At 74.7% G+C, this 23,622-nt stretch carries 23 protein-coding genes; 11 read left to right on the forward strand and 12 right to left on the reverse strand.

Annotated features, from left to right (window positions below; translation table 11 throughout):
• Nucleotide 1 precedes the first annotated feature (1 nt).
• Nucleotides 2–1,015: a D-2-hydroxyacid dehydrogenase gene (locus BJ999_RS28065; RefSeq protein WP_179836040.1), complete on the reverse strand. Its 1,014-nt coding sequence runs from the start codon at nucleotides 1,013–1,015 to the stop codon at nucleotides 2–4.
• Between the two features lie 303 nt (nucleotides 1,016–1,318).
• On the opposite strand from BJ999_RS28065, the gene BJ999_RS28070 reads away from it, so the two are divergent.
• The 5 genes from BJ999_RS28070 (at nucleotide 1,319) to BJ999_RS28090 (ending at nucleotide 5,417) form a co-directional block, all read left to right on the forward strand.
• Nucleotides 1,319–1,801 (forward strand): DUF3830 family protein, encoded by a 483-nt coding sequence (locus tag BJ999_RS28070; protein WP_218936144.1) that lies wholly within the window; start codon nucleotides 1,319–1,321, stop codon nucleotides 1,799–1,801.
• A 16-nt stretch (nucleotides 1,802–1,817) separates the two neighbouring features.
• The gene (locus BJ999_RS28075; protein ID WP_179836042.1) at nucleotides 1,818–2,579 is read left to right on the forward strand and encodes a maleate cis-trans isomerase family protein; all 762 of its coding nucleotides are present in this window, start codon (nucleotides 1,818–1,820) and stop codon (nucleotides 2,577–2,579) included.
• A 35-nt stretch (nucleotides 2,580–2,614) separates the two neighbouring features.
• Nucleotides 2,615–3,388, forward strand: a complete 774-nt coding sequence (locus BJ999_RS28080; RefSeq protein WP_179836043.1) for a maleate cis-trans isomerase family protein — start codon at nucleotides 2,615–2,617, stop codon at nucleotides 3,386–3,388.
• 21 nt (nucleotides 3,389–3,409) lie between these two features.
• On the forward strand, nucleotides 3,410–4,069 hold the full coding sequence (locus BJ999_RS28085; RefSeq protein WP_179836044.1) for a GntR family transcriptional regulator: 660 nt from the start codon (nucleotides 3,410–3,412) through the stop codon (nucleotides 4,067–4,069).
• 94 nt (nucleotides 4,070–4,163) lie between these two features.
• A complete protein-coding gene (locus tag BJ999_RS28090) occupies nucleotides 4,164–5,417 on the forward strand; it encodes an aspartate aminotransferase family protein (RefSeq protein ID WP_179836045.1) in 1,254 nt (417 codons plus the stop codon).
• 10 nt (nucleotides 5,418–5,427) lie between these two features.
• Here the strand turns inward: BJ999_RS28090 and BJ999_RS28095 are convergent, their stop codons facing one another.
• Both BJ999_RS28095 and BJ999_RS28100 read right to left on the reverse strand, forming a co-directional pair.
• Nucleotides 5,428–5,577, reverse strand: a complete 150-nt coding sequence (locus tag BJ999_RS28095) for a hypothetical protein (RefSeq protein WP_179836046.1) — start codon at nucleotides 5,575–5,577, stop codon at nucleotides 5,428–5,430.
• A complete protein-coding gene (locus BJ999_RS28100) occupies nucleotides 5,574–5,885 on the reverse strand; it encodes a hypothetical protein (protein ID WP_179836047.1) in 312 nt (103 codons plus the stop codon). Before BJ999_RS28100 ends, BJ999_RS28095 begins: the two co-directional genes overlap by 4 nt.
• Before the next feature lie 80 nt (nucleotides 5,886–5,965).
• Between BJ999_RS28100 and BJ999_RS43750 the strand changes: the two genes are divergently transcribed.
• Nucleotides 5,966–6,643 (forward strand): TetR/AcrR family transcriptional regulator, encoded by a 678-nt coding sequence (locus BJ999_RS43750; RefSeq protein WP_179836048.1) that lies wholly within the window; start codon nucleotides 5,966–5,968, stop codon nucleotides 6,641–6,643.
• Nucleotides 6,644–6,690: 47 nt separating this feature from the next.
• The gene (locus BJ999_RS28110; RefSeq protein WP_179836049.1) at nucleotides 6,691–7,830 is read left to right on the forward strand and encodes an acyl-CoA dehydrogenase family protein; all 1,140 of its coding nucleotides are present in this window, start codon (nucleotides 6,691–6,693) and stop codon (nucleotides 7,828–7,830) included.
• Nucleotides 7,831–7,896: 66 nt separating this feature from the next.
• Here BJ999_RS28110 and BJ999_RS28115 read toward each other — a convergent pair whose 3' ends face one another.
• Both BJ999_RS28115 and BJ999_RS28120 read right to left on the reverse strand, forming a co-directional pair.
• The gene (locus BJ999_RS28115) at nucleotides 7,897–8,754 is read right to left on the reverse strand and encodes an esterase/lipase family protein (protein WP_179836050.1); all 858 of its coding nucleotides are present in this window, start codon (nucleotides 8,752–8,754) and stop codon (nucleotides 7,897–7,899) included.
• Nucleotides 8,755–8,948: 194 nt separating this feature from the next.
• Complete coding sequence (locus tag BJ999_RS28120; protein ID WP_179836051.1) at nucleotides 8,949–9,608, reverse strand: TetR/AcrR family transcriptional regulator; 660 nt, start codon at nucleotides 9,606–9,608, stop codon at nucleotides 8,949–8,951.
• Between the two features lie 70 nt (nucleotides 9,609–9,678).
• Here BJ999_RS28120 and BJ999_RS28125 point away from each other — a divergent pair, with 70 nt between their 5' ends.
• Nucleotides 9,679–11,106: an MFS transporter gene (locus tag BJ999_RS28125; protein WP_179836052.1), complete on the forward strand. Its 1,428-nt coding sequence runs from the start codon at nucleotides 9,679–9,681 to the stop codon at nucleotides 11,104–11,106.
• Nucleotides 11,103–11,483, forward strand: coding sequence for a cupin domain-containing protein (locus BJ999_RS28130; protein ID WP_179836053.1), 381 nt, complete (start codon nucleotides 11,103–11,105; stop codon nucleotides 11,481–11,483). Before BJ999_RS28125 ends, BJ999_RS28130 begins: the two co-directional genes overlap by 4 nt.
• Nucleotides 11,484–11,530: 47 nt before the next feature.
• Here the strand turns inward: BJ999_RS28130 and BJ999_RS28135 are convergent, their stop codons facing one another.
• Together BJ999_RS28135 and BJ999_RS28140 are read right to left on the reverse strand one after the other, a co-directional pair.
• Nucleotides 11,531–12,676 (reverse strand): CaiB/BaiF CoA transferase family protein, encoded by a 1,146-nt coding sequence (locus BJ999_RS28135; RefSeq protein ID WP_179836054.1) that lies wholly within the window; start codon nucleotides 12,674–12,676, stop codon nucleotides 11,531–11,533.
• Between the two features lie 77 nt (nucleotides 12,677–12,753).
• Nucleotides 12,754–14,241: a hypothetical protein gene (locus BJ999_RS28140; RefSeq protein WP_179836055.1), complete on the reverse strand. Its 1,488-nt coding sequence runs from the start codon at nucleotides 14,239–14,241 to the stop codon at nucleotides 12,754–12,756.
• Nucleotides 14,242–14,616: 375 nt separating this feature from the next.
• Here BJ999_RS28140 and BJ999_RS28145 point away from each other — a divergent pair, with 375 nt between their 5' ends.
• Complete coding sequence (locus tag BJ999_RS28145; protein ID WP_179836056.1) at nucleotides 14,617–16,347, forward strand: serine/threonine-protein kinase; 1,731 nt, start codon at nucleotides 14,617–14,619, stop codon at nucleotides 16,345–16,347.
• A gap of 21 nt (nucleotides 16,348–16,368) precedes the next feature.
• Here the strand turns inward: BJ999_RS28145 and BJ999_RS28150 are convergent, their stop codons facing one another.
• The 3 genes from BJ999_RS28150 to BJ999_RS28160 form a co-directional block, all read right to left on the reverse strand.
• Entirely contained in the window at nucleotides 16,369–18,405 is a 2,037-nt protein-coding gene (locus tag BJ999_RS28150; protein WP_179836057.1) for a fibronectin type III domain-containing protein, read from the reverse strand.
• 135 nt (nucleotides 18,406–18,540) lie between these two features.
• Nucleotides 18,541–19,476: a threonine ammonia-lyase gene (locus BJ999_RS28155; protein ID WP_179836058.1), complete on the reverse strand. Its 936-nt coding sequence runs from the start codon at nucleotides 19,474–19,476 to the stop codon at nucleotides 18,541–18,543.
• Nucleotides 19,473–19,670, reverse strand: coding sequence for a hypothetical protein (locus BJ999_RS28160; protein WP_179836059.1), 198 nt, complete (start codon nucleotides 19,668–19,670; stop codon nucleotides 19,473–19,475). The genes BJ999_RS28155 and BJ999_RS28160 overlap by 4 nt, the downstream gene beginning before the upstream one ends.
• An 18-nt stretch (nucleotides 19,671–19,688) precedes the next feature.
• Here BJ999_RS28160 and BJ999_RS28165 point away from each other — a divergent pair, with 18 nt between their 5' ends.
• Nucleotides 19,689–20,327, forward strand: coding sequence for a hypothetical protein (locus tag BJ999_RS28165; RefSeq protein ID WP_179836060.1), 639 nt, complete (start codon nucleotides 19,689–19,691; stop codon nucleotides 20,325–20,327).
• Here BJ999_RS28165 and BJ999_RS28170 read toward each other — a convergent pair.
• Together BJ999_RS28170 and BJ999_RS28175 are read right to left on the reverse strand one after the other, a co-directional pair.
• Nucleotides 20,308–22,494, reverse strand: coding sequence for a transglutaminase TgpA family protein (locus BJ999_RS28170; RefSeq protein WP_179836061.1), 2,187 nt, complete (start codon nucleotides 22,492–22,494; stop codon nucleotides 20,308–20,310). The two genes, BJ999_RS28165 and BJ999_RS28170, sit on opposite strands and share 20 nt — an antisense overlap.
• Nucleotides 22,491–23,621, reverse strand: a complete 1,131-nt coding sequence (locus tag BJ999_RS28175) for a DUF58 domain-containing protein (RefSeq protein WP_179836062.1) — start codon at nucleotides 23,619–23,621, stop codon at nucleotides 22,491–22,493. Before BJ999_RS28175 ends, BJ999_RS28170 begins: the two co-directional genes overlap by 4 nt.
• Nucleotide 23,622: the final 1 nt, after the last annotated feature.

Genomic DNA, 23,622 nt, shown 5'->3' on the forward strand with positions numbered 1-23,622 from the left:
GCTACCCCCTCTGGTGTGATGCCGCCCGCTCCGAGCCCACGTACCCGAGGCGCTTGTCCACGACGTTGCGCAGGGGGCGGCCGGACACGTAGCGGCCGAGGTTGTCGGCGAACAGCCGGACCAGCTCGTCCCGCCAGCCGATCACGTCGCCGGACATGTGCGGGGAGACGATGACGCCCGGCATCTCCCACAGCGGCGAGGACGCCTTCAGCGGCTCGTCCTCGAAGACGTCGAGCGCTGCGCCCGCGATCCGGCCCGCGCGCAGCGCCTCGACGAGATCGTCCTCGGCCACCAGTCCGCCGCGCCCGACGTTGACCAGCCGCGCGGACGGCCGCATCCGCTGCAGCGCAGCGGCGTCGATCATGCCCCGGGTCTGCGGGGTGAGGGGCGCGGCCAGCACGACGTAGTCGGCGGCGGCGAGCGCCTCGCCCAGCCGCTCCATCGGGTGGACGACGCCGAGGTCGGGGTCGGCCTCGCGGGCGGTGCGCCCGGCGCCGGAGACGGCCAGGCCCGCCGCCGACAGCCGCCGGCCGATCGCGCGGCCGATCGGACCGGTGCCGACGACCAGCGCGCGGGCGCCGGTGATCCGCTCGGTCTCGCGGTGCCGCCAGCGCCGCTCGCCCTGGAGCCGGAGGGTGGTGTGCAGGTCCTTGGCGAAGGCCAGCACGAGCCCGAGGACGTATTCTGCGATCGGCTCGTCGAAGACGCCGCGCGAGTTGGTGACAACCGTGTCACTGTGGATGAGCCCGGGGAACATGAGCCGGTCGACGCCGGCACTGGCGATGTGGACCCAGCGGGGGCCGCCGGACTCCGGCCACGCGCCGGCCAGGGCGTCCGACAGGAAGTCCCACATGAACAGGACGTCGGCGCCGGGAAGCGCCTGCGCCAGCTCTGTTTCACGTACGTAACGGACGCGCGCGAGGCCCTCCGCCGCCTCCATACCGCGCGGATCGACGTCGCCCAGCAGGACCACCACGTCAGGCGGGCCAGCGGATGCGTGCTGAGCAGGGTGCATCGGCGTCACTTCCGGGGTGCGGAGTTTACGAGAAGGCAACGGCGGGAGGCATTGACACGCTAGGAACCGTTCGTAGGATTGTCAACAATCAACGCGGTGGACCGCGGCCCCGGCCACCGCGATGGGATATGTGCTGCAAGACCGTCGCAACCCGTGCCCAGCAGGGCCAGGACGGATCCCAGAGCGCTCTAACAGCCCCCGTCGGGGGTGTGGGGGGACGTCCTCCCACGAACATGGAGAGTCCTTCGGGTGGCGACGCTCTCGCCCACCCCTGTTCACGGGGAGGTCAGCATGCCCAAGCTCATGACCATCACTCTGGAGCGCCGCGGCGTGACCTGCGTCGCGGAGCTTCTCGAGAAGGACGCGCCGAGGACCTGCGAAGCGGTCTGGAACGCTCTACCGCTCGGAGGCGAGGCGTACCACGCCAAGTACGCCCGAAACGAGGTGTACACGATGGTCGAGCGGTTCTCCGACGATGAGGTCGGTCTGGAGAACCCCACCGTCACCCCCATCCCGGGTGACGTCGTCTACTTCTCCTTCCCGGGCGGGATGCTCGACCGGAAGTTCAAGGAGGAGAAGAACATCCACGCGCTGCCCGGCGTCATCGACCTCGCGATCTTCTACGGCCGCAACAACCTGCTGCTGAACGGGGACGTCGGCTGGGTCCCCGGCAACGTCTACGCGACGATCGTCGACGGCCTGGACCGGATGGCCGAGGCGTGCAACGACGTGTGGCGGTCCGGCGGCGTCGGCGAGCGCCTCCTCTACGCACGCGCAGAGTCCTAGAGTGGCGGCCGCGCAGATGACATTCGACCCCTCGCTGGTCGTCGGACCAGAGCTGCTCGCCCAGCACGGCATCGGGGTGGTCGCTCCGTTCGACTTCGCCCTCGACCGGGAACTGTGGCGCTGGACGCCCGACGACGTGTCGCTGTTCATGACCCGGCTGCCGTACGTGCCGGTCCCGGTCACGGTGGAGATGGCCTCCGCGCTGTCGGACCAGTCGATCGTCCGGCAGGCGACCCGCGACGTCCTGGCCCCCGAGCCGCTGGCGGTCGCCTACGCGTGCGCGTCGGGCAGCTTCATCCGCGGCAGGGCGGGCGAGCTCCAGCTGCACCAGTCGATGCTGCAGGCCGGCGCGCCGGTCTCGACGACGACCTCGGGCGCGCTGGTGGAGTCGCTGGGGCTGCTCGGCGCCCGGCGCATCGCGGTCGTCACGCCCTACATCGACGCCGTCACCGAGCGGCTCGTGTCGTTCCTCGGCGAGCACGGCATCGAGGTGGTCACCTCGGTCGGGCTGGGGCTGCTCAGCCACATCTGGAAGGTCGGCTACGGCGAGATCGTGTCGGCGGTGTCGGCGGTGGACTGCCCCGAGGCCGAGGCCGTCTTCATCAGCTGCACGAACGTCCCGACCTACGACATCATCGCCCCGCTGGAGCAGATGATCGGAAAGCCGGTGCTGACCGCCAACCAGGTGACGATGTGCTCGGCCCTGCGCGCCATGGGCCGAGCGGCGTCCGGTCCCGGGCAGTCCCTGGTCAGTCTCGCTCCCTTCACGGCGGCCTAGCCGCCATGATCACCAAAGGTAGGATTGTCGACCACATGCGACAGAACGGGTTGCGCGCGGGGTTCCTCTACCCCGGCTACAGCGCCGAGGACGACTACCCCGCCATCGAGCGCGCCCTGGGAGAGGTCAGCCTCCCGGTCGTGCACACCCTGATGCGCGAGGACGCCCACCGCGTCGACGCACTGCTGGACATCGGCGGCGCCGACGTGCTCGGCGAGGGCGCCCGCACGCTGCGCGACCTCGGCGTGAAGGCCGCCGTGTGGGCCTGCACCAGCGGGAGCTTCGTGTTCGGCTGGGACGGCGCCGCGCAGCAGGTCGCGGGCGTCCGCGAGGCGGCGGGCGTGCCCGCCTCCAGCACGTCGTTCGCGTTCGTGCACGCGGCGCGGGCCCTCGGCGTGACCCGGGTCGCGGTCGCCGCGACCTATCCGGCCGACGTCGCCGAGCGGTTCGTCGCGTTCCTCGCCCACGCCGGCATCGAGGTGGTGGCGCTGTCCTGCCGGGGCATCGTCACCGCCGCCGAGGTCGGCACCCTCGGCCGCGACGAGGTGCTGGAGTTCGTCGCGGCCAACGACCATCCGGACGCCGAGGCGGTGCTGGTGCCCGACACCGCGCTGCACACCGTGTCCTGGCTCGACGAGCTGGAGGCGCGGGTCGGCAAGCCCGTGCTGACCGCCAACCAGGTGAGCGTCTGGGAGGGGCTGCGGCTCGCGTCCGGCCCCGAGGGGCTCCCGCCGCGCACCGGGCTGGGCCGGCTGTTCGCCGTCCCCGCCGCCGTGCCCCTGCAGGGGCGAGATACCTGGCAGATATGAGAAGCCGAAAGGGAACCGCGCATGGGCCGACTGGGTGAGCTGGAGCCTGTTCCCCGCAGGTCGACGGTGGAGATCGTCTCGGACGAGCTGCGTTCGGCGATCATGTACGGGTCGCTGGAGCCCGGCGCGCAGCTCGGCGAGGCCGAGCTCGCCGCGCGCCTCGGCATCAGCCGCGGACCGCTGCGCGAGGCCATGCAGCGCCTCGTCCAGGAGGGGCTGCTGGTCAGCGAGCCGCACCGCGGGCTTTTCGTGATCACGCTGGACGAGGGGGACGTCGAGGACGTCTACCTCGCCCGGCTCGCGATCGAACGCGAGGCCTGCCGGCTGATCATGGACCGGAACCGGGGCGAGGCGGTGGTCCGGCTCACCGAGGCCCTGGAGGCGCTCGTGGCCGCCGCCCGCGAGCGCGACCGGGTCGCGATGAGCGACGCCGACCAGGCGTTCCACGAGGTGCTGGTCAGCTCGTCGGGCAGCCCGCGGCTGGAGCGGATGGCGCACACGCTCCTGGTGGAGACGCGCATGTGCCTGAACGCGCTGCAGGACACCTATCCCGAGCCCGCCGACCTCGTCGAGGAGCACCGGAGGCTCGTCGACGCGATCGGCGACGGGGAGGAGGAGCACCTGCTCACCCTCATCGAGGAGCACATGACCGACTCCATCCACCGGCTCCGCGAGTCCTAGCTTCCGCCCCCGCCACACAGGGGCACCGGCCCTGGACAACGGACCCGGGGTCACCTAGATTGCAGATTGTCGACAATCTACCGGAGGGACGTCCATGGCGACGCTGTCTCCCCTGCTCAAGCAGGCCACCCCCGTCCTCGCCGAGCGCGGCGAGGGCGTCTACCTCTACGACGCCGAGGGCCGCCGGCACCTGGACTTCACCGCGGGCATCGGCGTCACCAACACCGGCCACTGCCACCCGCGCGTGGTCGAGGCCGCGCAGCGGCAGGTGGGCACGCTCATCCACGGCCAGTACACGACCGTCATGCACCGGCCGCTGCTGCGGCTGACCGAGGCGCTCGGCGAGGTGCTGCCGGAGGGCCTGGACTCGCTGTTCTTCCTCAACAGCGGCAGCGAGGCGGTCGAGGCGTCCATCCGGCTGGCCCGGCACGCCACCGGCCGGCAGAACATCGTCGTCTTCCACGGCTCCTTCCACGGCCGGACGATGGGCGCCGCCGCGCTCACCACGGCGGGCACGAAGTTCCGCGCCGGGATCGGCCCGCTGATGCCGGGGGCCGCGATCGCGCCGTTCCCGCAGGCCTACCGGTACGGGTGGTCGGAGGAGGAGGCGACGCGGTTCGCGCTGCGCGAACTCGACTACCTGCTCGTCACCGCGAGCCCCGCGTCCGACACGGCCGCGTTCGTGGTCGAGCCCGTTCTCGGCGAGGGCGGCTACATCCCCGCGCCGCCCGCCTTCCTGGAGGGACTGCGCGAGCGCGCCGACCGGCACGGCATCCTGCTGATCGTGGACGAGGTGCAGACCGGGTTCGGGCGGACCGGCCGGTTCTGGGGCCACGAGCACGCGGCCGCGCGCCCCGACGTCCTGATCACGGCCAAGGGCCTGGCGAGCGGGTTCCCGCTGTCGGCCATCGCGGCGCCGGCGGCGCTGATGGAGAAGGCCCGCCCGGGGTCGCAGGGCGGCACGTACGGGGGCAACGCGGTCGCGTGCGCCGCCGCGCTCGCCACCCTGCAGGTCATCGCCGACGAGGACCTGGTCGGCAACGCCGCCGTGCAGGGCGCGCGGCTGAACGACGGGCTCCGCAAGGTCGCCGCCGACCATCCGGCGATCGGCGACGTGCGCGGGCTCGGGCTGATGCAGGCCAGCGAGTTCACCACGCCGGACGGCGAACCCGACGCCGCCGCGGCGGCGCGGGCGCACGGGGCCGCCGCCGAGCGCGGGCTCCTCCTGCTGACCTGCGGCGCGTACGGCAACGTCGTCCGGATGATCCCGCCGCTGATCGTCACCGGGGAGCAGATCGACGACGGGCTCGCCCTGTGGGCGGACGCCGTCGCCGACGCCCTCGGCTAGGGCCCGCGCCTCAGCGCGGGTCCTTCGGGCCGGTCCTGCGGTAGACGATCGTGAGGGCGACCACGACCACGACCAGGGCCGCCAGGACGATCCCGCCCTTGATCAGCCGGTCCACCAGCAGGTCGATGACCACATCGCCGTCGTCGGCGGCGAGGGTCACCGGTCCCCTCCGGTCCCGCGGGTCTCGGCCTGGTCGAGGTAGTGCAGTGCGCCGCGGGCGGCGAGCCGGCCGAGTTCGGACCGGCCGCCGCCCCGCCGCGCGCCGAGGCCGCCGCGGCCCGCCCCCGGTCCGGCCGCCGGCCGGTCGGCCCAGGCGCGCAGGGCCGGCTCGACCAGGCCGCGGGCCCGGCCGAGCCGGCCGTGGCGCCTGAGCATGATCGCCACGCTGAACACCGCGACGACCAGCAGCGCGATCCCGGCGACGATGATCGCGAAGCGGATCAGCAGGATGTTCATCACCTCGTCCATGTCGACCTTCCCCTCCGTCGGGTTTCTTTAGCACGGTCGTGCCAAAAAAGACTGTAGCACGAGCGTGCTATAAAAGGACGGTGCCGAAGATCGTCGATCCCGAGGCCCGCCGCCGCGAGGTGGCCGAGGCCGTGTTCCGCGTCGTGCACCGGGACGGCCTGGAGCAGGCGTCGCTGCGCTCCGTCGCCGCCGAGGCGGGCCTGGCGATCGGATCGGTCCGGCACTACTTCGGCGGTCAGGCCGACATCATGATCTTCGCGATGCGCACGTTCGCCGAGCGGGCCGGCGAGCGGCTGCGGCAGCGCGCGGGCCGGCTCGCGGTCCCCGACCCCGCCGCACCGCCCGCCGAGCATGCGGCGGCCATGGAGTCGCTGTTCGCCGAACTGCTGCCGCTGGACGCCGAGCGGCGCGAGGAGGCCGAGGTGTGGCTGGCCTTCGTGGTCGGCGCCCGCACCCGGCCCGAGCTGCGTCCGCTGGCCCGGGAGATGCACGACGACCTGCGCTCCATCGCGGCGCGGGTCCTGCGGGCGGCCCGCCTTGCCGGCGCCCTGCGCCCCGATCTGGACGTCGAGGTGGAGGCCGCGCGGGTGCACGCGCTGGTGGACGGCCTGTCCTCGCACGCCGTCCTGCAGCCCGAAGGCACCGACCCGGCCGGGCTGCGGGCCGTGCTGCGCCGGCACGTCAGCGAACTGTCCGGCGTACCCGCGGGCGACCTGCCCGCACCGCCCGGCCTGGAGGACCCGCGCGCCGGGGGGTGACGCGCGGCCTGCTAGATTCCGAACCTCGTTCTGTACGAGGAGGCGCGGTGAACCCCTGGCAGACCCCGGAGCGCGCGGCGCTGCGCGCCCTGGTCCGCGACTTCACCGCGCGGGAGATCGTGCCGTTCCTCGCCGGCTGGGAGGACGCGGGCGAGCTGCCCCGCTCCCTGCACGCCCGGGCCGCCGAGGCGGGACTGCTCGGGGCCGGGTTCCCGGAGGAGGCGGGCGGGTCCGGCGGGGAGCTGTTCGACGCGCTGATCGTCGCCGAGGAGATCATTCAGTCCGGCGGGTCGGGCGGCGTGGTCGCCTCCCTGTTCACGCACGGGATCGCGCTCCCCCACATCATCGCCTCCGGGGACGAGGCGCTGATCGACCGGTTCGCGCGGCCGGCGCTCGCCGGGGAGCTGATCGGCGCGCTCGGCGTCACCGAGCCCGGCACCGGGTCGGACGTCGCGGGCCTCCGCACGACCGCCGTCCGCGACGGCGGGCACTACGTCGTCGACGGCGCCAAGATGTTCGTCACCTCGGGCGTGCGGGCCGACTTCGTCACCACGGCGGTGCGGACGGGCGGACCCGGCTTCGACGGCATCTCCCTGCTGGTCGTGGAGAAGGGCGCCCCCGGGTTCACCGTCTCGAAGCCGCTGCGCAAGATGGGCTGGCTCTGCTCCGACACCGCCGAGCTGTCGTTCGACGGCGTCCGCGTCCCCGCGCAGAACCTGGTCGGCGCGGAGAACAGCGGGTTCCTGCAGATCGTCCAGAACTTCGTGACCGAGCGGCTCTCCCTGGCCGTCCAGGCCTACGCGACGGCGCAGCGCTGCCTGGACCTCACCCTGGCCTGGGTCCGGGACCGGGAGACGTTCGGGCGCCCGCTGGCCTCCCGGCAGCTCGTCCGGCACAAGATCGCCGAGATGGCGCGGCGGACCGACGTCGCCCGCACCTACACCCGCGCGGTCGCCGAACGGCACGCCGCCGGGGAGGACGTCCTCACCGAGACCGCCTACGCCAAGAACACCGCCGTCCTCGCCTGCGAGCACGTCGTGCACGAGGCCGTCCAGCTGCACGGCGGGATGGGCTACATGCGCGAGTCGGAGGTGGAGCGCCACTACCGCGACGCCCGCATCCTCGGCATCGGCGGCGGCACCAACGAGATCATGAACGAGATCGCCGCCAAGCGACTCGGGCTGTGAGACCGGCCGCCACGCGGCGGCGCCCGGCGGTGAAAGGGGAGGCCGCCGGGCGCCGCCGTCTCCGGGTCAGCCGAGGGGCTTCGCGCAGTCGATGGGCCAGTACGGGCCCCAGACGTCGAGCGAGTTCAGCACGAACTTGATCATCACCGGGTCGAAGGCGATGCCGACGTGCGCGTTGGCGTCGTTCGCGCACTTGTCCTGCAGCAGGACGTTCTGCGCGTTGGAGCCGTTGAGGAACTCCGAGGTGTAGGGCGTGACGACCTCGTCGTACTTGGTGGACAGCACGATGTAGGTCGGGCCGGGCACGGTGTCGCCGCCCTCGTTCAGCTTCTTCAGGAAGTCCGAGCCGACGATCTGCTGGCCCGCCGACGGCGCGGCCTTCACGACCGCCTGCGTGATGCCGAGCAGGCTGCCCAACTCCACCAGCCCGGACATGTTGGTGCCGTGGTTGGACGGCACGATGCCGACCAGCTTGTTGACCTTCGCGGCCCCGCCGAGGAACTTCATGTAGTACCGGGGCATCATGCCGCCCTGCGAGTGCCCGACGATGTCGACCTTGGACGCCCCGGTGGAGGCCGTGACCTTGTCGACGAAGGCCGACAGCTCACCGGCCGACGTGGGAATGTCGTTGATCCCCTGAATGGGGCCGTCCTTCGGTCCGCCGTAGTTGAGGGCGTAGACGCAGTACCCGGCCTTCTTCAGCGCCGGGGAGAGCTTCTGCCAGTTGAACGCCATGTTCTCGAACGTCCCGTGCACGAGGACCACGGGGCGGGGGTGGAAGAACGAGGGCTTGCAGTTCCAGTCGTTCGCCCCATCCGGGCTCGTCTCGGCGTGCGCGGCGGGCGCGACCGTCCCGGCCAGGCCGAGAGCGACGGGGACCGCCGCGGCGATGACCGCCCAGGAGCGGAGTCGTTTGGAACGCATGGGCATCTCCCTAATGCGGGCACGCCGAACAGGGCCGGTGTCCGGCCTTTCTGGTCGTCGTGTTGATCGGGGTGGAGTGCCCACAAGGTACGACCGCTTTCCGGCGCAGTCTTGTGGAATGACCGCCGGTTACCGCGAACGAATTGTCAGCCGATTCACAATCGGCCCGGCGCGCGGGCGCGTGGCCTGCGGCCTCATGCGCGGGTGAGTCCGTCGACGAGCGCGCGCAGGCCGTCGAGGTAGGTGTCCTGCGCGGTCAGCGTCGCCCAGCGGCCCGACAGGGACGCCAGCCGCGGCAGCTCCGCCGGGTCGAGGTCGGCGAAGACCCGGTCGCGGTAGGTGGGCCGGTCGTCGTCGGCGCGCCTGCGGGCGGACGCGGCCCGCACGAGCATCTCCCCCGCCGTGTAGTACCAGACCGCCCGGTAGCCGTGGACGGCCTGCTCGATGGTGAGGCCGCATTCCATCAGGGCGTCCACGATCCGCTCGTTGTACCAGAGCGCCTCCTCCGCCATCAGGTCGTCGGCGGTGAGCACCTCCACGATCCACGGGCAGGCGGCCAGCGTCTCGCGGAGGGTCGCGGCCAGCACGACGACGCGCTCGCGGGGATCGCGGGGCAGTTCGGGCCTGCGCAGCGTCCGGGCGGCGAAGTCCTCCAGCAGCAGGAGCAGGAGTTCCTCCTTGTCGCGCACGTGATGGTAGAGCGCCATCGGCGTGCTTCCGACCTCCTTGGCCAGCCGCCGCATGGTCAGCCTCCCGGCCCCCTCCTCGTCCACGATCCGGCGGGCGGTCTCGATGATCTCCGCGCGGGAGATGCGGGGCGGCCTGCCGCCGCCCCGCCGCTCTGGGGACGCCATCCCCCCATCATCGCGCATGCGCGCACCCCCGGCTGGACAGGCGGACGCGACTCCGAGTAGGTTTTTATACATGTACAGAAAATCCAGACCAGGGGTGGTGCTGGCGGCCGCGTGCGTCGCCCAGTTCGTCGTCGCCCTGGACATGGCGGTGGTCAACGTCGCGCTGCCCGCGATCCGCACGTCCCTCGGCTTCGCCCCGGTCGACCTGGCCTGGGTCGTGCACGTCTACGCGCTCACCTTCGGCGGCTTCCTGCTGCTCGGCGGCCGGGCCGGCGACCTGTACGGCCGGCGCCGGCTGTTCGTCCTCGGGCTCGCGGTCTTCGGCCTCTGCTCGCTCGGCGGCGGCCTGGCCCAGGCGCCCTGGCAGCTCGTCGCCGCCCGGGCCGGGCAGGGCGTCGGCGCCGCGGCCGTCGCCCCGGCGGCGCTCGCGCTGCTGACGACCACGTTCGAGGGCCGTGCCCGCGTCCGGGCGCTCGGCGTGTGGAGCGCGGTGAACGCCGCGGGCGGCGCGCTCGGCGTCCTCGCCGGCGGCCTCCTGACCGAGTACGCGGGCTGGCGCTGGGTGATGCTGGTCAACCTGCCGATCGTCGCGGCCGCCCTGGCCCTCGTCCCGGCGGGGGTCCCCGCGGCGCGGGCCGCCCTGCGGGAGCGGGCGGACGTGCTCGGCGCGGTGCTCGCCACCGGCGGCATCGGGCTCCTGGTGTTCGGCGTCGTCCGCACCGACACCCGCGGCTGGACCTCCACGGCGACCCTCGCCACCCTGGCATCGGCGGCGGTCCTCCTCGCGGCGTTCGCGTTCGCCGAGTCCAGGTCGCCGGCCCCGCTCATCCGGCTCGGCCTGCTGCGCGGACGCTGGGTGGCCGGGGCGAACCTGATCGTGTTCTTCGCCGCCGCGGGCCAGTTCTCCGCCTTCTACTTCGTGTCCCTCTACATGCAGCAGGTCCTGCACATGGGGGCGGCCGAGACGGGCGCCGCGTTCCTGCCGTTCTCCGCGGGGCTGGTGGCCGGGACCGTGGCCGCCACCCGGATCACCTCGGCCCGCTCGCCGCGCGCGGCGCTCATCCCGGGCGGCCTGCTCGCCGCCGCGGGGCTCGGCTGGTTCGCCCTCATCAGCCCCGGCGGGGGCTTCCTCACCGACGTCCTCGGACCGTCCCTGCTCTGCAGCGTCGGCACCGGCCTCGTCCTCGCCCCGGTCGCGGTCGCCGCCACCACCGGCGTCGCCCCCCGCGAGGCGGGCACGGCCTCGGGCCTGCTCAACAGCTCCCGCCAGCTCGGCGGCTGCATCGGCCTGGCGGCCCTGGCGACCGTCGCCGCCCACCGCACCGGCGGCGCCGCGACCGGGCCCGCGCTGAACGACGGCTACGCCTTGAGCCTCGCCGTCTCCGCCGCCCTCTTCCTCATCGCGGCCGCGGTCGCGGTGGCCCTCCCCCGCCGCGGGACGGCCGCAGCGCCCTCCCCCGCACCCAGGGAAAACCGACTGGAAGGAACACCCTCATGAACCCGATCGACATGTTCGCCTCCGCCCTCACCTTCCACCCGGACGGCGCGGTCCGCGCGGCCGAGCGCCGCATGACCAGCGATGACGGCGGCTGGCAGATCGCGGCGTTCCACGTCGAGACCGACGAGGACGTCCACGCCGACCACTGGGAGGCGCACCCGGCCGCGGAGGAGGCGGTGTGCTGCCTGTCCGGCGCTCTGCGGATCTACTTCCGTGCCGAGGAGCCCGGCGGCGAGGAGGAGATGGTGCCGCTGCCCGCCGGTACCGCCGTCGTCGTCCCCCGAGGCCGCTGGCACCGGCTGGAACTGGACGCCCCGAGCGACATCATGTCCGTCACCCTCCGCCGCGGCACCCGCCATGAGAAGCGCGCCGTCTGAGGCGCTCCGGTGGCCGTGCCCGCGGCGGGCACGGCCACCCGTCCCGGTCAGGCCTGGGCCACGGCGCCTTCCTTGAGGAGGGTCTCGGCGTCGTCGAAGCCCAGGTCCTCCAGGACGGCCCTGGTCTGGCCGCCGGGAAGGACGGGGACGCCGTCGGTCTCGGCCGGGGTCCGGGAGAAGCGGGGGGCCGGGGCGGGCTGGCGGTGGCCGGCGAGGTCGGGGAAGACCTCGCGGGATGTGTTGAAGGGATGCTCGGCGGCCTCGGTCATCGACAGGACGGGGGCCACGCAGGCGTCGCTGGGGACGAAGACCTCCGTCCACTCGTCGCGGGTCCTCGTGCGGAAGGCGGCGGCGAAGCGCTCGCGCATGGCCGGCCACCGGTCGCGGTCGTACTGGGCGGGGAGGTCCTCCCCGTCGAGGCCGAGACGGCGGAGGAACTCGGCGTAGAACTGCGGCTCGATGGCGCCGACGGCCATGTGGCGGCCGTCGGAGGTCTCGTAGACGTCGTACCAGGGGGCGCCGGTGTCGAGCATGTTGACGCCGCGGCGGTCCTCCCAGATGCCGCCCGCGAGGAAGCCGTGGATGAAGGTGGACAGGTGGGCGGTGCCGTCCACGATGGCGGCGTCGACGACCTGGCCCCGCCCGTTCGCCCGCGTTTCGAGCAGCGCCGCGAGGACGCCGGTGACGAGGTACATGCTGCCGCCCGCGAAGTCGCCGAGCAGGTTCATCGGGACCTGGGGCGGCCCGCCCGCGCGGCCGATGGCGTGCAGGGCGCCGGTGATCGCGATGTACCCGACGTCGTGGCCCGCGGTCTGCGCCAGTGGCCCCTGCTGCCCCCAGCCGGTCATCCGCCCGTAGACCAGGCGGGGGTTGCGGGCCAGGCAGTCGTCGGGGCCGATGCCGAGGCGCTCGGTGACGCCGGGGCGGAAACCTTCGAGCAGGACGTCGGACTTCTCCACCAGGCGGAGGACGACCTCCTTCCCGCGCTCGCTCTTGAGGTCGATGGCGATCGACCGCTTGCCGCGGTTGGTGAAGTCGGTGCCGCCGGCGGTCTCGCCGTCGCGGACGGCGGAGGCGCGGTCGACGCGGATCACGTCGGCGCCGAGGTCGGCCAGCAGCATCGCCGCGAACGGCCCCGGCCCGATTCCGGCCAGCTCGATCACCCGTACTCCGGAGAGCGGCCCGTTGCCCATCTGCGACTCCCTGAATCTCGTTCGGTTCCCCCTCCAGTGTGCCCGATCGAGGTAAGCGGGTGCTGACCAGACCCGCCCTAACGGGCGGTGAGGATCACAGGCGTTCCGGGGGCGCCCCTGGCGGTGAGGAGGCGGTCGCGCGTCGCCGGGTCCTGAACCCCCTCGGCGTGCGGGACGAGACCGCGTCCCGCCGCGGCCAGGTAGTACCAGCGGTCCGACGGGGCGCGCCACCACGTCCCGCTGACCGGGCGCCGGACGTCGCAGGCGCCCGTGGCGCGGTTCTCCGCCCCGAGCAGGGTCGCGAAGGCGGCGGCGCCGCCGTCGGCGTACGCCAGCCGGGTGCAGGTCCAGTCGGCGCTCTTCCCGCCGTGCGGCAGCGTCCCCGACCAGAAGTCGAACGCCATCGCCGCGGAGACGGGCCGCGAGGGCGCGGGGATGGCGCAGGCCAGCCTCTTCCAGAACGACCGGGCGGTGCGGCCGAGCGCGGCCGGACGGTCGGGGCCGCCCGGCCTGCGGTCCGGGGCGCGGTAGCCGAGGACGGCGGCCCGCGAGCCGCCGAGGTCGCCGACCGTCCGCGGGCCGAGGTGGAAGAGCGGGCCGCGGCCGCAGTCGGTGCCGGGGCGGACGGGCGCCGTCACGCCGCCGTACGTGGCGAGCCGCCCCCCGGCGAGGGTCTCCGGCCGGGCGTCCCAGGGCGCGAGGAGGTAGCGGCCGCCGCCGAGGGCGATCGGCGCGGACGGGTCGGCGCCGATCGCGGCGACGTCCACGCGGCCGGAGACGTAGCGGGCCAGGCGTGCGCCGCTGCGCATCACGGCGAGCGGCGCGCCGTCCACCCGGCCGGCGTACAGGAGCTGCGCGACGCCGCTGTCGGGGCGGCGGCCGCCGGGGGCGGCCGCCCACGCGGCGGCGGCGCGCCGGCCGAACGCCCGGTCGCCGGCGAGGTCGCCGCGGGCGGGCCAGACGTCGAGGGAGCGGGCGCCGCGCGTCCAGGCGTCCGGCGCCGCCGCGACGAGGCCGAGACCGCGGGCGGACGCCTCGCGCGGGCCCTCCCGTTCGGTCACCAGGAGCGCGCCGACCAGCGCGGCGGTGAGGAAGGCCGCGGCCGCGAGCGGCAGCATCGAGCGGGTGCGGACGGGGCGCAGCAGCTCCGGCTCGAACCGGTCGGCGCGGCGGGGCACGGGCACCTCGACGGCCTCGGCGGCGCGGATCACCGGCCAGGGGTCGCGCACCCGCAGCTCGATCAGCTGGTCGCGGACGGCGTAGCGGGGCATCCCCTCCACGTTCCGCAGGACGTAGGCGACGCGGACGTGGGGGTCGAGCCTGGACAGCGCCGCGGTCAGCGCCGGGTCGGGCAGCCGGGCGGGGAGCGCGCGCAGCCACGGGCCGAGGCCGATCTGCAGGCGGCGGGACGGGCGCAGCGACCGGCGCAGCACGCGGGTGCGGCGCCGGGCGTGCCCGGCGGCGGAGCGGTCGCGGGCGCCGCGCGCGGTGGAGTCCACGATCCGGCGGGCGATCGCCAGCCGGTAGACGCGCTTTCCCCGTCCCGGTAGAACGAAATACGCCATCCGCACAAGGTCGCCATAAGCCGATTCTGCCGGCGGTGTTTCCTTGTACGGATTCGTCATGACATCGTCCGTCACGGCGGGCCACTCCCTCTGGGGCAGTTCCTTCGTCGCGAACACCGAGGTTAGGACGGAGAGGGGCGGCACCGGAGCGCAATTGGCACAACGATTAACCGGCCGTAGGGAAATGTCATCTCATTTCCATACGAGACGCCGGGGGCGGTCGGGCCGGGCCTTCCCGGCGAGAGCAGCCACGCCCGTTTCCTCCCCGTACTACGCTGTTGCCCTCGGGGAACCGCCCCGGGCCGCGCCGCATCGAATGACCGCGCCCCGCCGCGCCCCGGACGAGACGAGCGACCGAGAGGGAACCCCCGACCCATGACCGAGGACGTTCCGGGCTACCGGGTGCTGGAGCAGGTCGGCGAGGGCGGCTTCAGCGTCGTCTACCGCGCCCACCAGGAGCGCCTGGACCGGATGGTCGCGCTGAAGGTCCTGTCGATCAGCGCGGTCGACGACGCGGCGATGCGGCGGTTCCAGCGCGAGTGCAAGATCACCGGGCGGCTCTCCGGACACCCGAACATCGTGACCGTGCTGGACACCGGCACCACCCGGTCCGGGCGCCCCTACATCGTGATGGAGTACTTCGAGCACGGCGCGCTCACCGACCGGCTCGCGCGGGAGGGGCCTCTGGCGTTCGCCGAGGTGCTGCGGATCGGGGTGAAGATGGCGGGCGCGCTCGCCGCCACGCATGAGACCGACGTCCTGCACCGGGACGTCAAGCCGCAGAACGTGCTGCTGTCGCGGTACGGGGAGCCCGCGCTCGCCGACTTCGGCATCGCCCGCCTGGTCGACAGCTTCGACGCCACCCACACGCAGGCCTTCACCCCGCACCACGCCGCCCCCGAGGTGCTGGAGGGCAGGCCGCCGGGCATCGGGTCCGACCTCTACTCGCTCGGCTCGACGCTCTACCAGCTGCTGTCCGGGCGGCCCGCGTTCAAGGGTCCGCCCCGCGAGGGCATCGCGCCGCTGATGCTGCGGATCCTGAACGACCCGCCGCCGCCGATCCCGCGCCCCGACGTCCCGCGGCAGGTCACCGACGTCATCGTGCGCTCGATGGCCAAGACGCCCGGCGAGCGGTTCGCGAGCGCCGTGGAGTTCGCGCAGGCGCTCCAGCGCGTGCAGGCCGAGCTGGGGCTGCCGGTGACGGACGTCGCGCACAGCAGCCGCGGCGCGCTGGCGGCGCCCGACGCCGGCCCGCGCCTCACGTTCCCCGACACCTCCGCTCCGCCGGTGCCCGCGCCGGCACCGACCGCGCAGGCGCCTTCCCTGCCCGCCGTCGCACCGCCGGCTCCGGCGCCCGTCGCCGCGCCGAAGCCCCCGCCGTCGCCGTGGGCGCCCAACGCCCTCCCGTCGCAGGCCCCGGAAGCGGTGCTCCCCCAGGAGGGCCCGCCGCCCGCCCCGGAGGCCGCCTGGCCCCCGGCCCCGGCGCCCCAGGCCGGCGACCAGCGCGCGAGCGGCTCCTCCACGACGCCGCACACGACGCCCCACATGTCGCCGCACACGACGCCGCAGGCGGGCCCGCACCAGACCACCTGGGACCGGCCGCACGACGGGCCCCGCCGCGGCCTGATCGTCGTGGCCGGAATCGTGCTCGCCGGCGGGCTGGCCCTCGGCATCGGGGCGCTCGCGCTGTCGGGGGGCGGCGACGGCAAGGGCGGGACCGCCGCGAAGTCGACGCCGCCGTCCCAGACCCAGACCGTCCCGCAGGGGCAGGCCACCCAGGCGCCGATCCCGGCCTCGCAGCTCGCCGCGACCCGGCCGCGCAAGGTGGTCGCGCGACAGGTCGGGCGGACGGCGGCGCTCCTCTGGACGCTGCCGCCCGCCGCGCGCGGGCTGCCGCTCCTCGTCCAGCAGCAGCCCGCCGGGACCCAGCCGATCACGTCGGTGAAGGCGGGGTCGCAGTCGGCGACCATGCCGGGCCTGCGGCCGAACACGACCCACTGCTTCAAGGTCGGCGCGGTGCTGCGCCTCAACCAGGGCCAGGCACCGGACGTGGCGTGGTCGGCGCCCGCCTGCGTCGGCAAGGCGAAGAAGCGCACCCAGCCGTGACCTTCGTGGAGGGGCCGGGGGTCAGGGCTCGCACGTCCAGACCGCCGGCCCCGCGAAGCTCCTCCAGTCGCCCGGCGTGTTGACCAGGTAACCGATGAGGTAGCCGGTCTTGCCGCTCCACGTGATGTTGGCGTACATGTCGCCGGCGAGGCTGGAGTCCTTGGGGTGCCTGTAGTACACGCCCTTCTTCTGGCAGTGCACGACGACGAGTTCGCCGTTGTTGTCGTTCATGGTGGCGACGGTCGTGCCGCCGTTGGCGTCGGCCGTGGCCCGGATGTAGGCGTTGGAGTTCCCGTTGCGTTCCACCGGGTACCTGGTCGCGGGTCCGGTGAGCCTGGCGTCGAGCGTCGCGTCCGCGCCCGTGCCCGCGCCGTTCACCGCGGCGACGGTGAAGGTGTAGGGCCCGTTCGTCCACACCTCCCCGAGCGTCGCGGTCATGGCCGAGCCCGTCGCGGCGGGCACCGTCCGGGTCCCCCTGACCGGGCCGTCCCAGCCGATCCGGTAGGCGGACGCGCCGGGCGGGGCCGTCCAGGAGACCTTCGTCCCGGACGCGGTGGCCTGCGCCTGGAGGCCGGTCGGCGCGCCGGGCGTCACGCACGGGCGGGCGGGATCGCTGGGCGCCGACACCTGCTCGCGGGTCCGTCCCCGGCCGTCCCGGTAGCGGACGGCGACGCGGAAGCGGTACTCGCGGGCGCAGTCGCCGCCGGTGACGGTGAACGTGAAGGGCCCGGCGCCCGGCGCGATCGCGGCCGGGCGCGCCGCGAGGCCGGGCGGGACGTCCTTCAGCGCGTACCCGGTGATCCCCTCGCCGTCCGAGGGCTGGAAGTCGATCCGCATCGTGCCCGCCCCGGGCGTGACCGACACGTTCAGCGGCGCGCCGGGCGGTTCGCCGGGGCGCGGTCGGCGGGGGTCCTGCGGGGCGGTCCGCGGGGGCGGGGCGGCGCCGCCGCCGGGCTGCGGGATGGCGCGGCGCATCGGGCCGCCCGCGACCTTGTCCCGGTACTTGTCGATGCCCTTGCCGACGCCCTGCCCGTCGATCACGACGGCGCGCGGGCCGGCCGGGTCGTTCGCCCACAGCAGGCCGTCGCGGACGAAGACGTCCAGCCTGGCGGGCCGCCCGCTGATCGGGACCGGCGCCTCGAACCGGTTGCCCGCCGCGTCGTACACGAGCAGGGACCCGGCCGTCTCGTCGGGGATGTAGACCCTGGACCCGAGCATGTGCGGCGGCCGGTACCGGTGCTTCGGCATGGCGAGCCGCGTGCTGGAGTACCGCCCGGTGTCGGTGTCGACGGTCACCAGCGACCCCGCGCCGGGCACCAGCAGCGGGACGGTCTTGCCCTCGGTGGCGGGCGGGGCGAGCACGCCGCCGCGGCCCGCCTGCCGGACGGTCGCGGGCAGCCCGACGGTCAGCCGCGTCCCGGACGGCTTGATGACCGTGGCGGTGGCGTTCGTCGAGTTCACGACGACCGGGTCGCCCGCGGCCATGGTGAGCGCGAGGTCGTCCCCCGGTCCGCCGACGCGGACCGGCGGCTGGGAGCGGCCGTCCCCGAACGCCGCGACCTGCCCGTCCCGCGCCACCGGCACCCACAGGGCGCCCCGCGCGTCGATGCCCGCCTGCCCGAGGACGGGCGGGAGGGTGGCGGGCGCGCCGACCGGCGTCAGGCCGACCGGGTCGATCTGCTGGAGGACGCCCTTGACGGAGTCGACCGTGTAGGCCTTGCCGGCGCCCGCGAGGACCTGGATGCCGCGGCCCAGCGGGCGGCTCGCGCCGACGTCCAGCTGGGCGGGGTCGAGGCGGCTGACGACGCCGGTGTCCCGGTCGACGATCAACACGGTGGCGCCGTCCTGAATGATCTTGATGTCGTGGCCGCGCATCTGCGGGGGCACGCCGGTCTTGCCGTCCACCTTGGCCGCGGGCCCGTTGACGTGCACGACGAGGCCCTTGTCCCGCGCGGTGAGCCAGGCGCCGACGTCGGCGATCCGGTACTTGGCGCTCGCGACGCCCACCCCGTAGACGACGGCGGCGATGATCAGCACGCCGGTGAGCCCGACGGCCACCCGACCCGTCAGCCGATCACGCCGAAAGAAACCGCCCAGGCCCGCCATGTCCTGAAATCCCCCACCCGTTTCGCAGGGGACACCGTAGCCGCTCGCGTCCCACCGGTGCCGGTTTTTCCCGGGAAACGGCGGCGCTCAGCCTTCGCCGAGGGCGGCGCTGTACGCCGGGACGGTGATGTTGCGCCCGGACACGACCACCACCAGGCGCCCGGCGGCCTCGACCTTCCCGGCCAGGACGGCGGCGACCGCCGCGGCGCCCGCGCCCTCGGCGACGAGGCCGTGCTCGTGGAACAGCAGGCGCAGCGCCGTCCGGATCTGGTCGTCGGTGACCGACGTCAGCTCGGCGGTGCGCCCGATCACCTCGGGGGTGACGCAGCCGGGTTCGAGGTTGCCGGGCAGGCCGTCGGCGAAGGTCTCGCCGACCTCGACCCGGGTGACCCGCCCGGCCGCCACCGACGCCGAGACGCCGCGCGACACCGCCGACTCCACGCCCACGACCCGCACGTCGCCTCGCTCGCGCGCCCACAGGCACAGGCCGGCGACGAGCCCGCCGCCCCCGACCGGCGCGACCACCGTGAGGGGGCCGTCCGCCTGCCGGTCGAGCTCGCGCCCGATGGTGCCCTGCCCCGCGATGACCGCCGGGTCGTTGTAGGGCGAGACGTAGTGGCCCGGGAGCGTCATCGCGTGCGCCTCGGCCTCGTCGTAGGTCGTCCCGTGCTGGACGAGGCGCACCGGGAACGCGCGGATCCTGTCGACCTTGACCTGCGACGCCCGGGTCGAGACCACGACGGTGACGTCCGCGCCCGCCTTCGCGGCGGCGTACCCCATGCCGAGGCCGTGGTTGCCCGCGCTCGCCGTCACCGCCGGCTCCCCCTCGGGGAGCGCGGCGACGGCCGCGAGCGCGCCCCGCACCTTGAACGCGCCGATCGGCTGGAACGTCTCCAGCTTCAGCAGCGCACCCGGCGCCAGGCCCGAGGGGACCAGGGGCGTGGGGGCGAGCTCGGCGGACACGGCCCGCCAGGCGCGGTCCAGGTCGTCCGGGCCGGGCGGCCGGACGGCGCGCACCGTCATGCACGCTCTTCCGGCGACCCGTCCAGCCGCTCGTGCAGGCGCTCGCGGATCTCGTCGGGGGTGTAGGAGCGGCGGCGGCGCTCGGCGCGCACGATCACGGCCCCGGTCGCGGCGACGCCGAGGAACCCGGCGACGCCCAGCGCCTTCCAGAGGTTCGCTGCTTTCCAGAGGCCGGATCCGCTCAACGTGCGCATACGGCTACCGTAGCGACCATGCCGGGCACGAGCATCTCCCTCGCCGAGGCCGTCGAGCTGACCCGCACCGGGGACGTGTGGCTGTTCCGCGGCCGGACGGTCGCCGACCGCGCCATCCAGATGACGACCAACAGTCCCGTCAACCACGTCGGCATGGCGGTGGTGATCGACGACCTGCCGCCGCTGATGTGGCACGCCGAGCTCGGCCGTTCGCTGCGGGACATGTGGACCGGCGGGCACCACCGCGGCGCGCAGCTGCACGACCTGCGGGACGCGGTGCTGGCCTGGGGGAACCGCTACGGCCAGCGGGCCTGGCTGCGGCAGCTCGACCCGCCGCCGACCGGGGCGATGGAGGACGCGGCGCTGCGCGCGGTGGCGCGGCTGGACGGCACGCCGTTCCCCTCGACGTCGAAGCTGGCGACGCGGTGGCTGCGCGGGCGGGTGCCGATCCGGCGGCCGGCCGAGCGGGACGCGAACCTGGAGACGGCGTTCTGCGCGGAGATCGTCGCGGTGACGTACCAGTCGATGGGGCTGCTGCCGAAGGGGCGCCGCCCGAACTGGTTCGACCCGGGGCGGTTCTGGAGCGGGGACGACCTGGAGCTGGAGACGGGCGCGGTGCTCGGCGGCGAGATCGCGGTCAGCGTCCCCGCGTCCTGACGGCCCGGCGGTCCCGCAGCGACCGCGGGTGCAGGCGCCGCCGGAACCGGCGCAGCCGCCCGGCCCTGGCGGTGACGAGGCGGCCGAGCTCGTCGGTGTGCCCCCACGCCCGGTCGGCGGCTCCGGGGTCGGGGTGGGACGCGGCGAAGCGGCTGCGGTTGACGAGGTCGGCGAGCGGCCCGAGATGGCCGTGGGCGTCGTCTCCGACGGCCGACGCGCCGAAGCGGGCGACCTCGTGCGCGGTCAGCGTCCGGGCCGTGGACAGGCCGACGTCGGCGAGGTGGTCGAGCGCCTGGTGCCATGCGCCGGTGATGCGGGCGGCGGGCGGCCCCGCCCTCCGGCGCCGTCTTCGCAGGACGGGGGCGAGGAGGACGGCGCCCAGGTAGGCGATGACGAGCGCGCCCACCGCGATCGAGGCGAACACCCACCACGGCGTGGCCCGGCCGTCGTCGGCGGCCGGCTTCTGCGGGCCCTTCTGCGTCGTGTCGCCCGGGCCCTGGCCGCGCTGCTGCGAGGCCGCGTTCTTCTGGGCCTGCTCCAGCTTCTGCTCGGTCTCCCCCGCCGCGACGGAGTCGTTCTTCTTGGACCGCCGCGCGCTGTCGGGGAGCGGGTTGAACCGGATCCAGCCGAGCCGGTCGAACTTGATCTCCGGCCACACCATCACGTCCCCGGACCGGACCTGGACGGTGTCGCCCGCGCGGTCGCCGCCGTCGAAGCCCACGATGACGCGGGACGGCAGGCCGATCGTCCGGGCGAGCAGGGCGTAGGCGGTCGCGAAGTGCTCGGGCGTGCCGCGCCTGCCCTCGCCGAGGAAGTAGTCGAGCTGCCGGTAGCCGTGCCCCGGCGGGGCTGTGACGTCGTACCTGGCGTAGCGCTTGAGGTACTCGGCGAGCATCGCGGCCTTCTGGATGGGCGACACGGCGCCCTGCGTCGCGGCCCGGGCGAACCTGCGGAACTCGGCGATCTGGACGGGCGGCTCCTTCGCGCCGGGCCCCCACGGCAGCTCCCGCGCGGCCCGGGCCTCGGCGTCGCCTGCGACGGCCGCCCCGGCGAGGTCGTCTGCCGTCCATTCCGGGACGACGGAGCCGACGCGGTAGGTCTGGCCGGGGCGCAGCGGCTGCGCGGCGGCCAGCGCGCCGCTGCCGGGGTCGACGACGACAGGGAGCCCGGTGACCTCCCGCGGGCGGTCGGCGGCGGGCACCCACACGCCCGGCAGGTCGCGGATGGTGATGCGCTGCGCGACCTCGTGCTCGCGGCCCGGGTCCGGCCCCTGCGGCACGCGGCTCCCGGTCGGGACGAAGCGGGCCGTGGACGACCAGGTCACGCCGTCGAAACGGTCCAGGACGGCGAGCCGCTCGATCTCGTTCCGCTTCGACTGGACCGTGAACATCACCTGGTCGGGGCTGAGCAGCCAGCCGCCGACGCGGTCCAGCGGGCTGACGCCGTCGCGCTGCTGCGGCGGCGGCGCCTGCACCTGCTCGCGCGGGTCGTAGGGGTCCGCGCTGACGGGGACGACGGGGCCGGCGGCGAACGCCAGCGCCCCGAGGACGGCCGCGGCGGGGACGCCGATCAGGAGGGGCCGCCACGCGACGCCCGAGCCCGGCCCGTCCGCACGGACGAGGACCAGCACGGCGGTGAGCACGACGGTCGCGGCGGCGAGCGGCAGGTTGGATCCGGGGCCGTCCACCCCGAGCAGCAGCGCGACCGCCCACACGCCGAGCGCAGGCACGCACGGCAGGGCGCGCAGCGAGGTGCGCAGCGCCAGCTCCGCCGCCGCGAACGCCGCCAGCCACACCACCACGTGGACCAGGACGAGGTACTCCGGCTTCGCGGGGGCGGGCAGCAGCGTGGTCAGGATCGACTTCCACGCGCCGAGCACGCCCTCGCGCAGCGTCTGCGGCAGCGTCCCGTCCCCGAGGGCGGGGCGCAGGACGGTGACCGAGACCGTCCCCGCCCAGGCGACGACGGTCAGTACCAGCGAGATCCACAGCGGCCACGGGCCCTTGTCCTTGCGCGGCCCCGACAGCAGCCCGCACAGGACCGTCGGCGCCACCGCCGCGACGGCGGCGACGGGGACGACCGGCCCGAGCCCGAAGACCCGCTGGAACGCCAGCCCGGCGACGGCGACCAGGCAGGCCGTCACGGCGATCGACGCGTACCGGGTCACCGGGCGCTCCCGAGCCGCCGCCACGCCTCCGCCAGCCCCTCCAGGTCGGCGAAGTCGACGAGCTGGACGCCGGGCGGCGCCGCCGCGGGCCCGTCCGGGCGGACCCGCAGCACGACGATGCGGTCGAAGCGGCTGCGGACGGCCGCGATGCGCCCGATCTCGGCGGCGTCCGGGGTGACGACGACGAGGGACCCGCCCGCGCGCACGCGGCGCACCGCGTCCACGGCCGAGCGCGGCCCCTCCCGCGTCTGGACGGAGGTGAGCCGGTCGAGGAGGACCTCGACGTCGTCCGGCCCGCCCCGCGTGTCGGCCACCTGGCCGTCGCCGGTGAGGATCCGGACGGGGAAGCTCGCCGACGCCGCCCCGGCCGCGACCGACGCCGCCGCGTCCACGGCCAGCTCGAAGTCGTCGGGCTCCGGCCACGAGCCGGGGCGCGCCTCCAGCACGACCGTCGTCGTCGGCAGGCTGGCGTCCACGAGCTGGCGGACCATCAGCGTCCCGGTGCGGGCCGACGACTTCCAGTGGATGTGGCGCAGCTCGTCCCCGATCACGTACTCGCGCAGCGCGTGGAACGTCGCCGTCCCCGCCGGGGACCTGTCGCTGGTCGGACCCTCCAGGTGGTAGGCGCGGCCGGACGGCAGCAGCGCCAGCGGCACCGTCCTCGGCCGGACGAGCAGGACCCGCGGCGTCCCGTACTCCCGCACCCGGCGCGCCAGCCGGAGGGGGTCGGCGCGCACCAGCCGCAGCGGCCCCACGGGGATCTCGCCGCGCCGGGACGTCGGCAGCCGGTAGGTCACGGTGCGCCCGCCGCCCGGGCGCAGCCGCGGGATGTCGACCGCGACCGGAGTGGAGCCCGCCGCGTCCTCGGCGCTGAGCCCGCGGACGCCGCGCCCCTTGTTCGTCACGTGCAGGACCCCGACGGCGGGCTCGCCGCGCTCGACCCGCGCCGGCGCGATCTCCCGGCGGACCTCCAGCTTCGGGCGCGGCAGCGTCCACAGCGCCGCCGCCCCCACCGCGACGAGGCCCGCGACGGCCAGCACGGCGGGCTCGGGATAGCCGAGCCACCAGCCCGCCGCGTACAGCGGCACCGAACCGGCCGCCGTCCCCCACCCGAGCGGCGTCAGCACG

The organism is Actinomadura citrea, assembly GCF_013409045.1.
GTDB classification, from domain to species: Bacteria; Actinomycetota; Actinomycetes; order Streptosporangiales; family Streptosporangiaceae; genus Spirillospora; species Spirillospora citrea.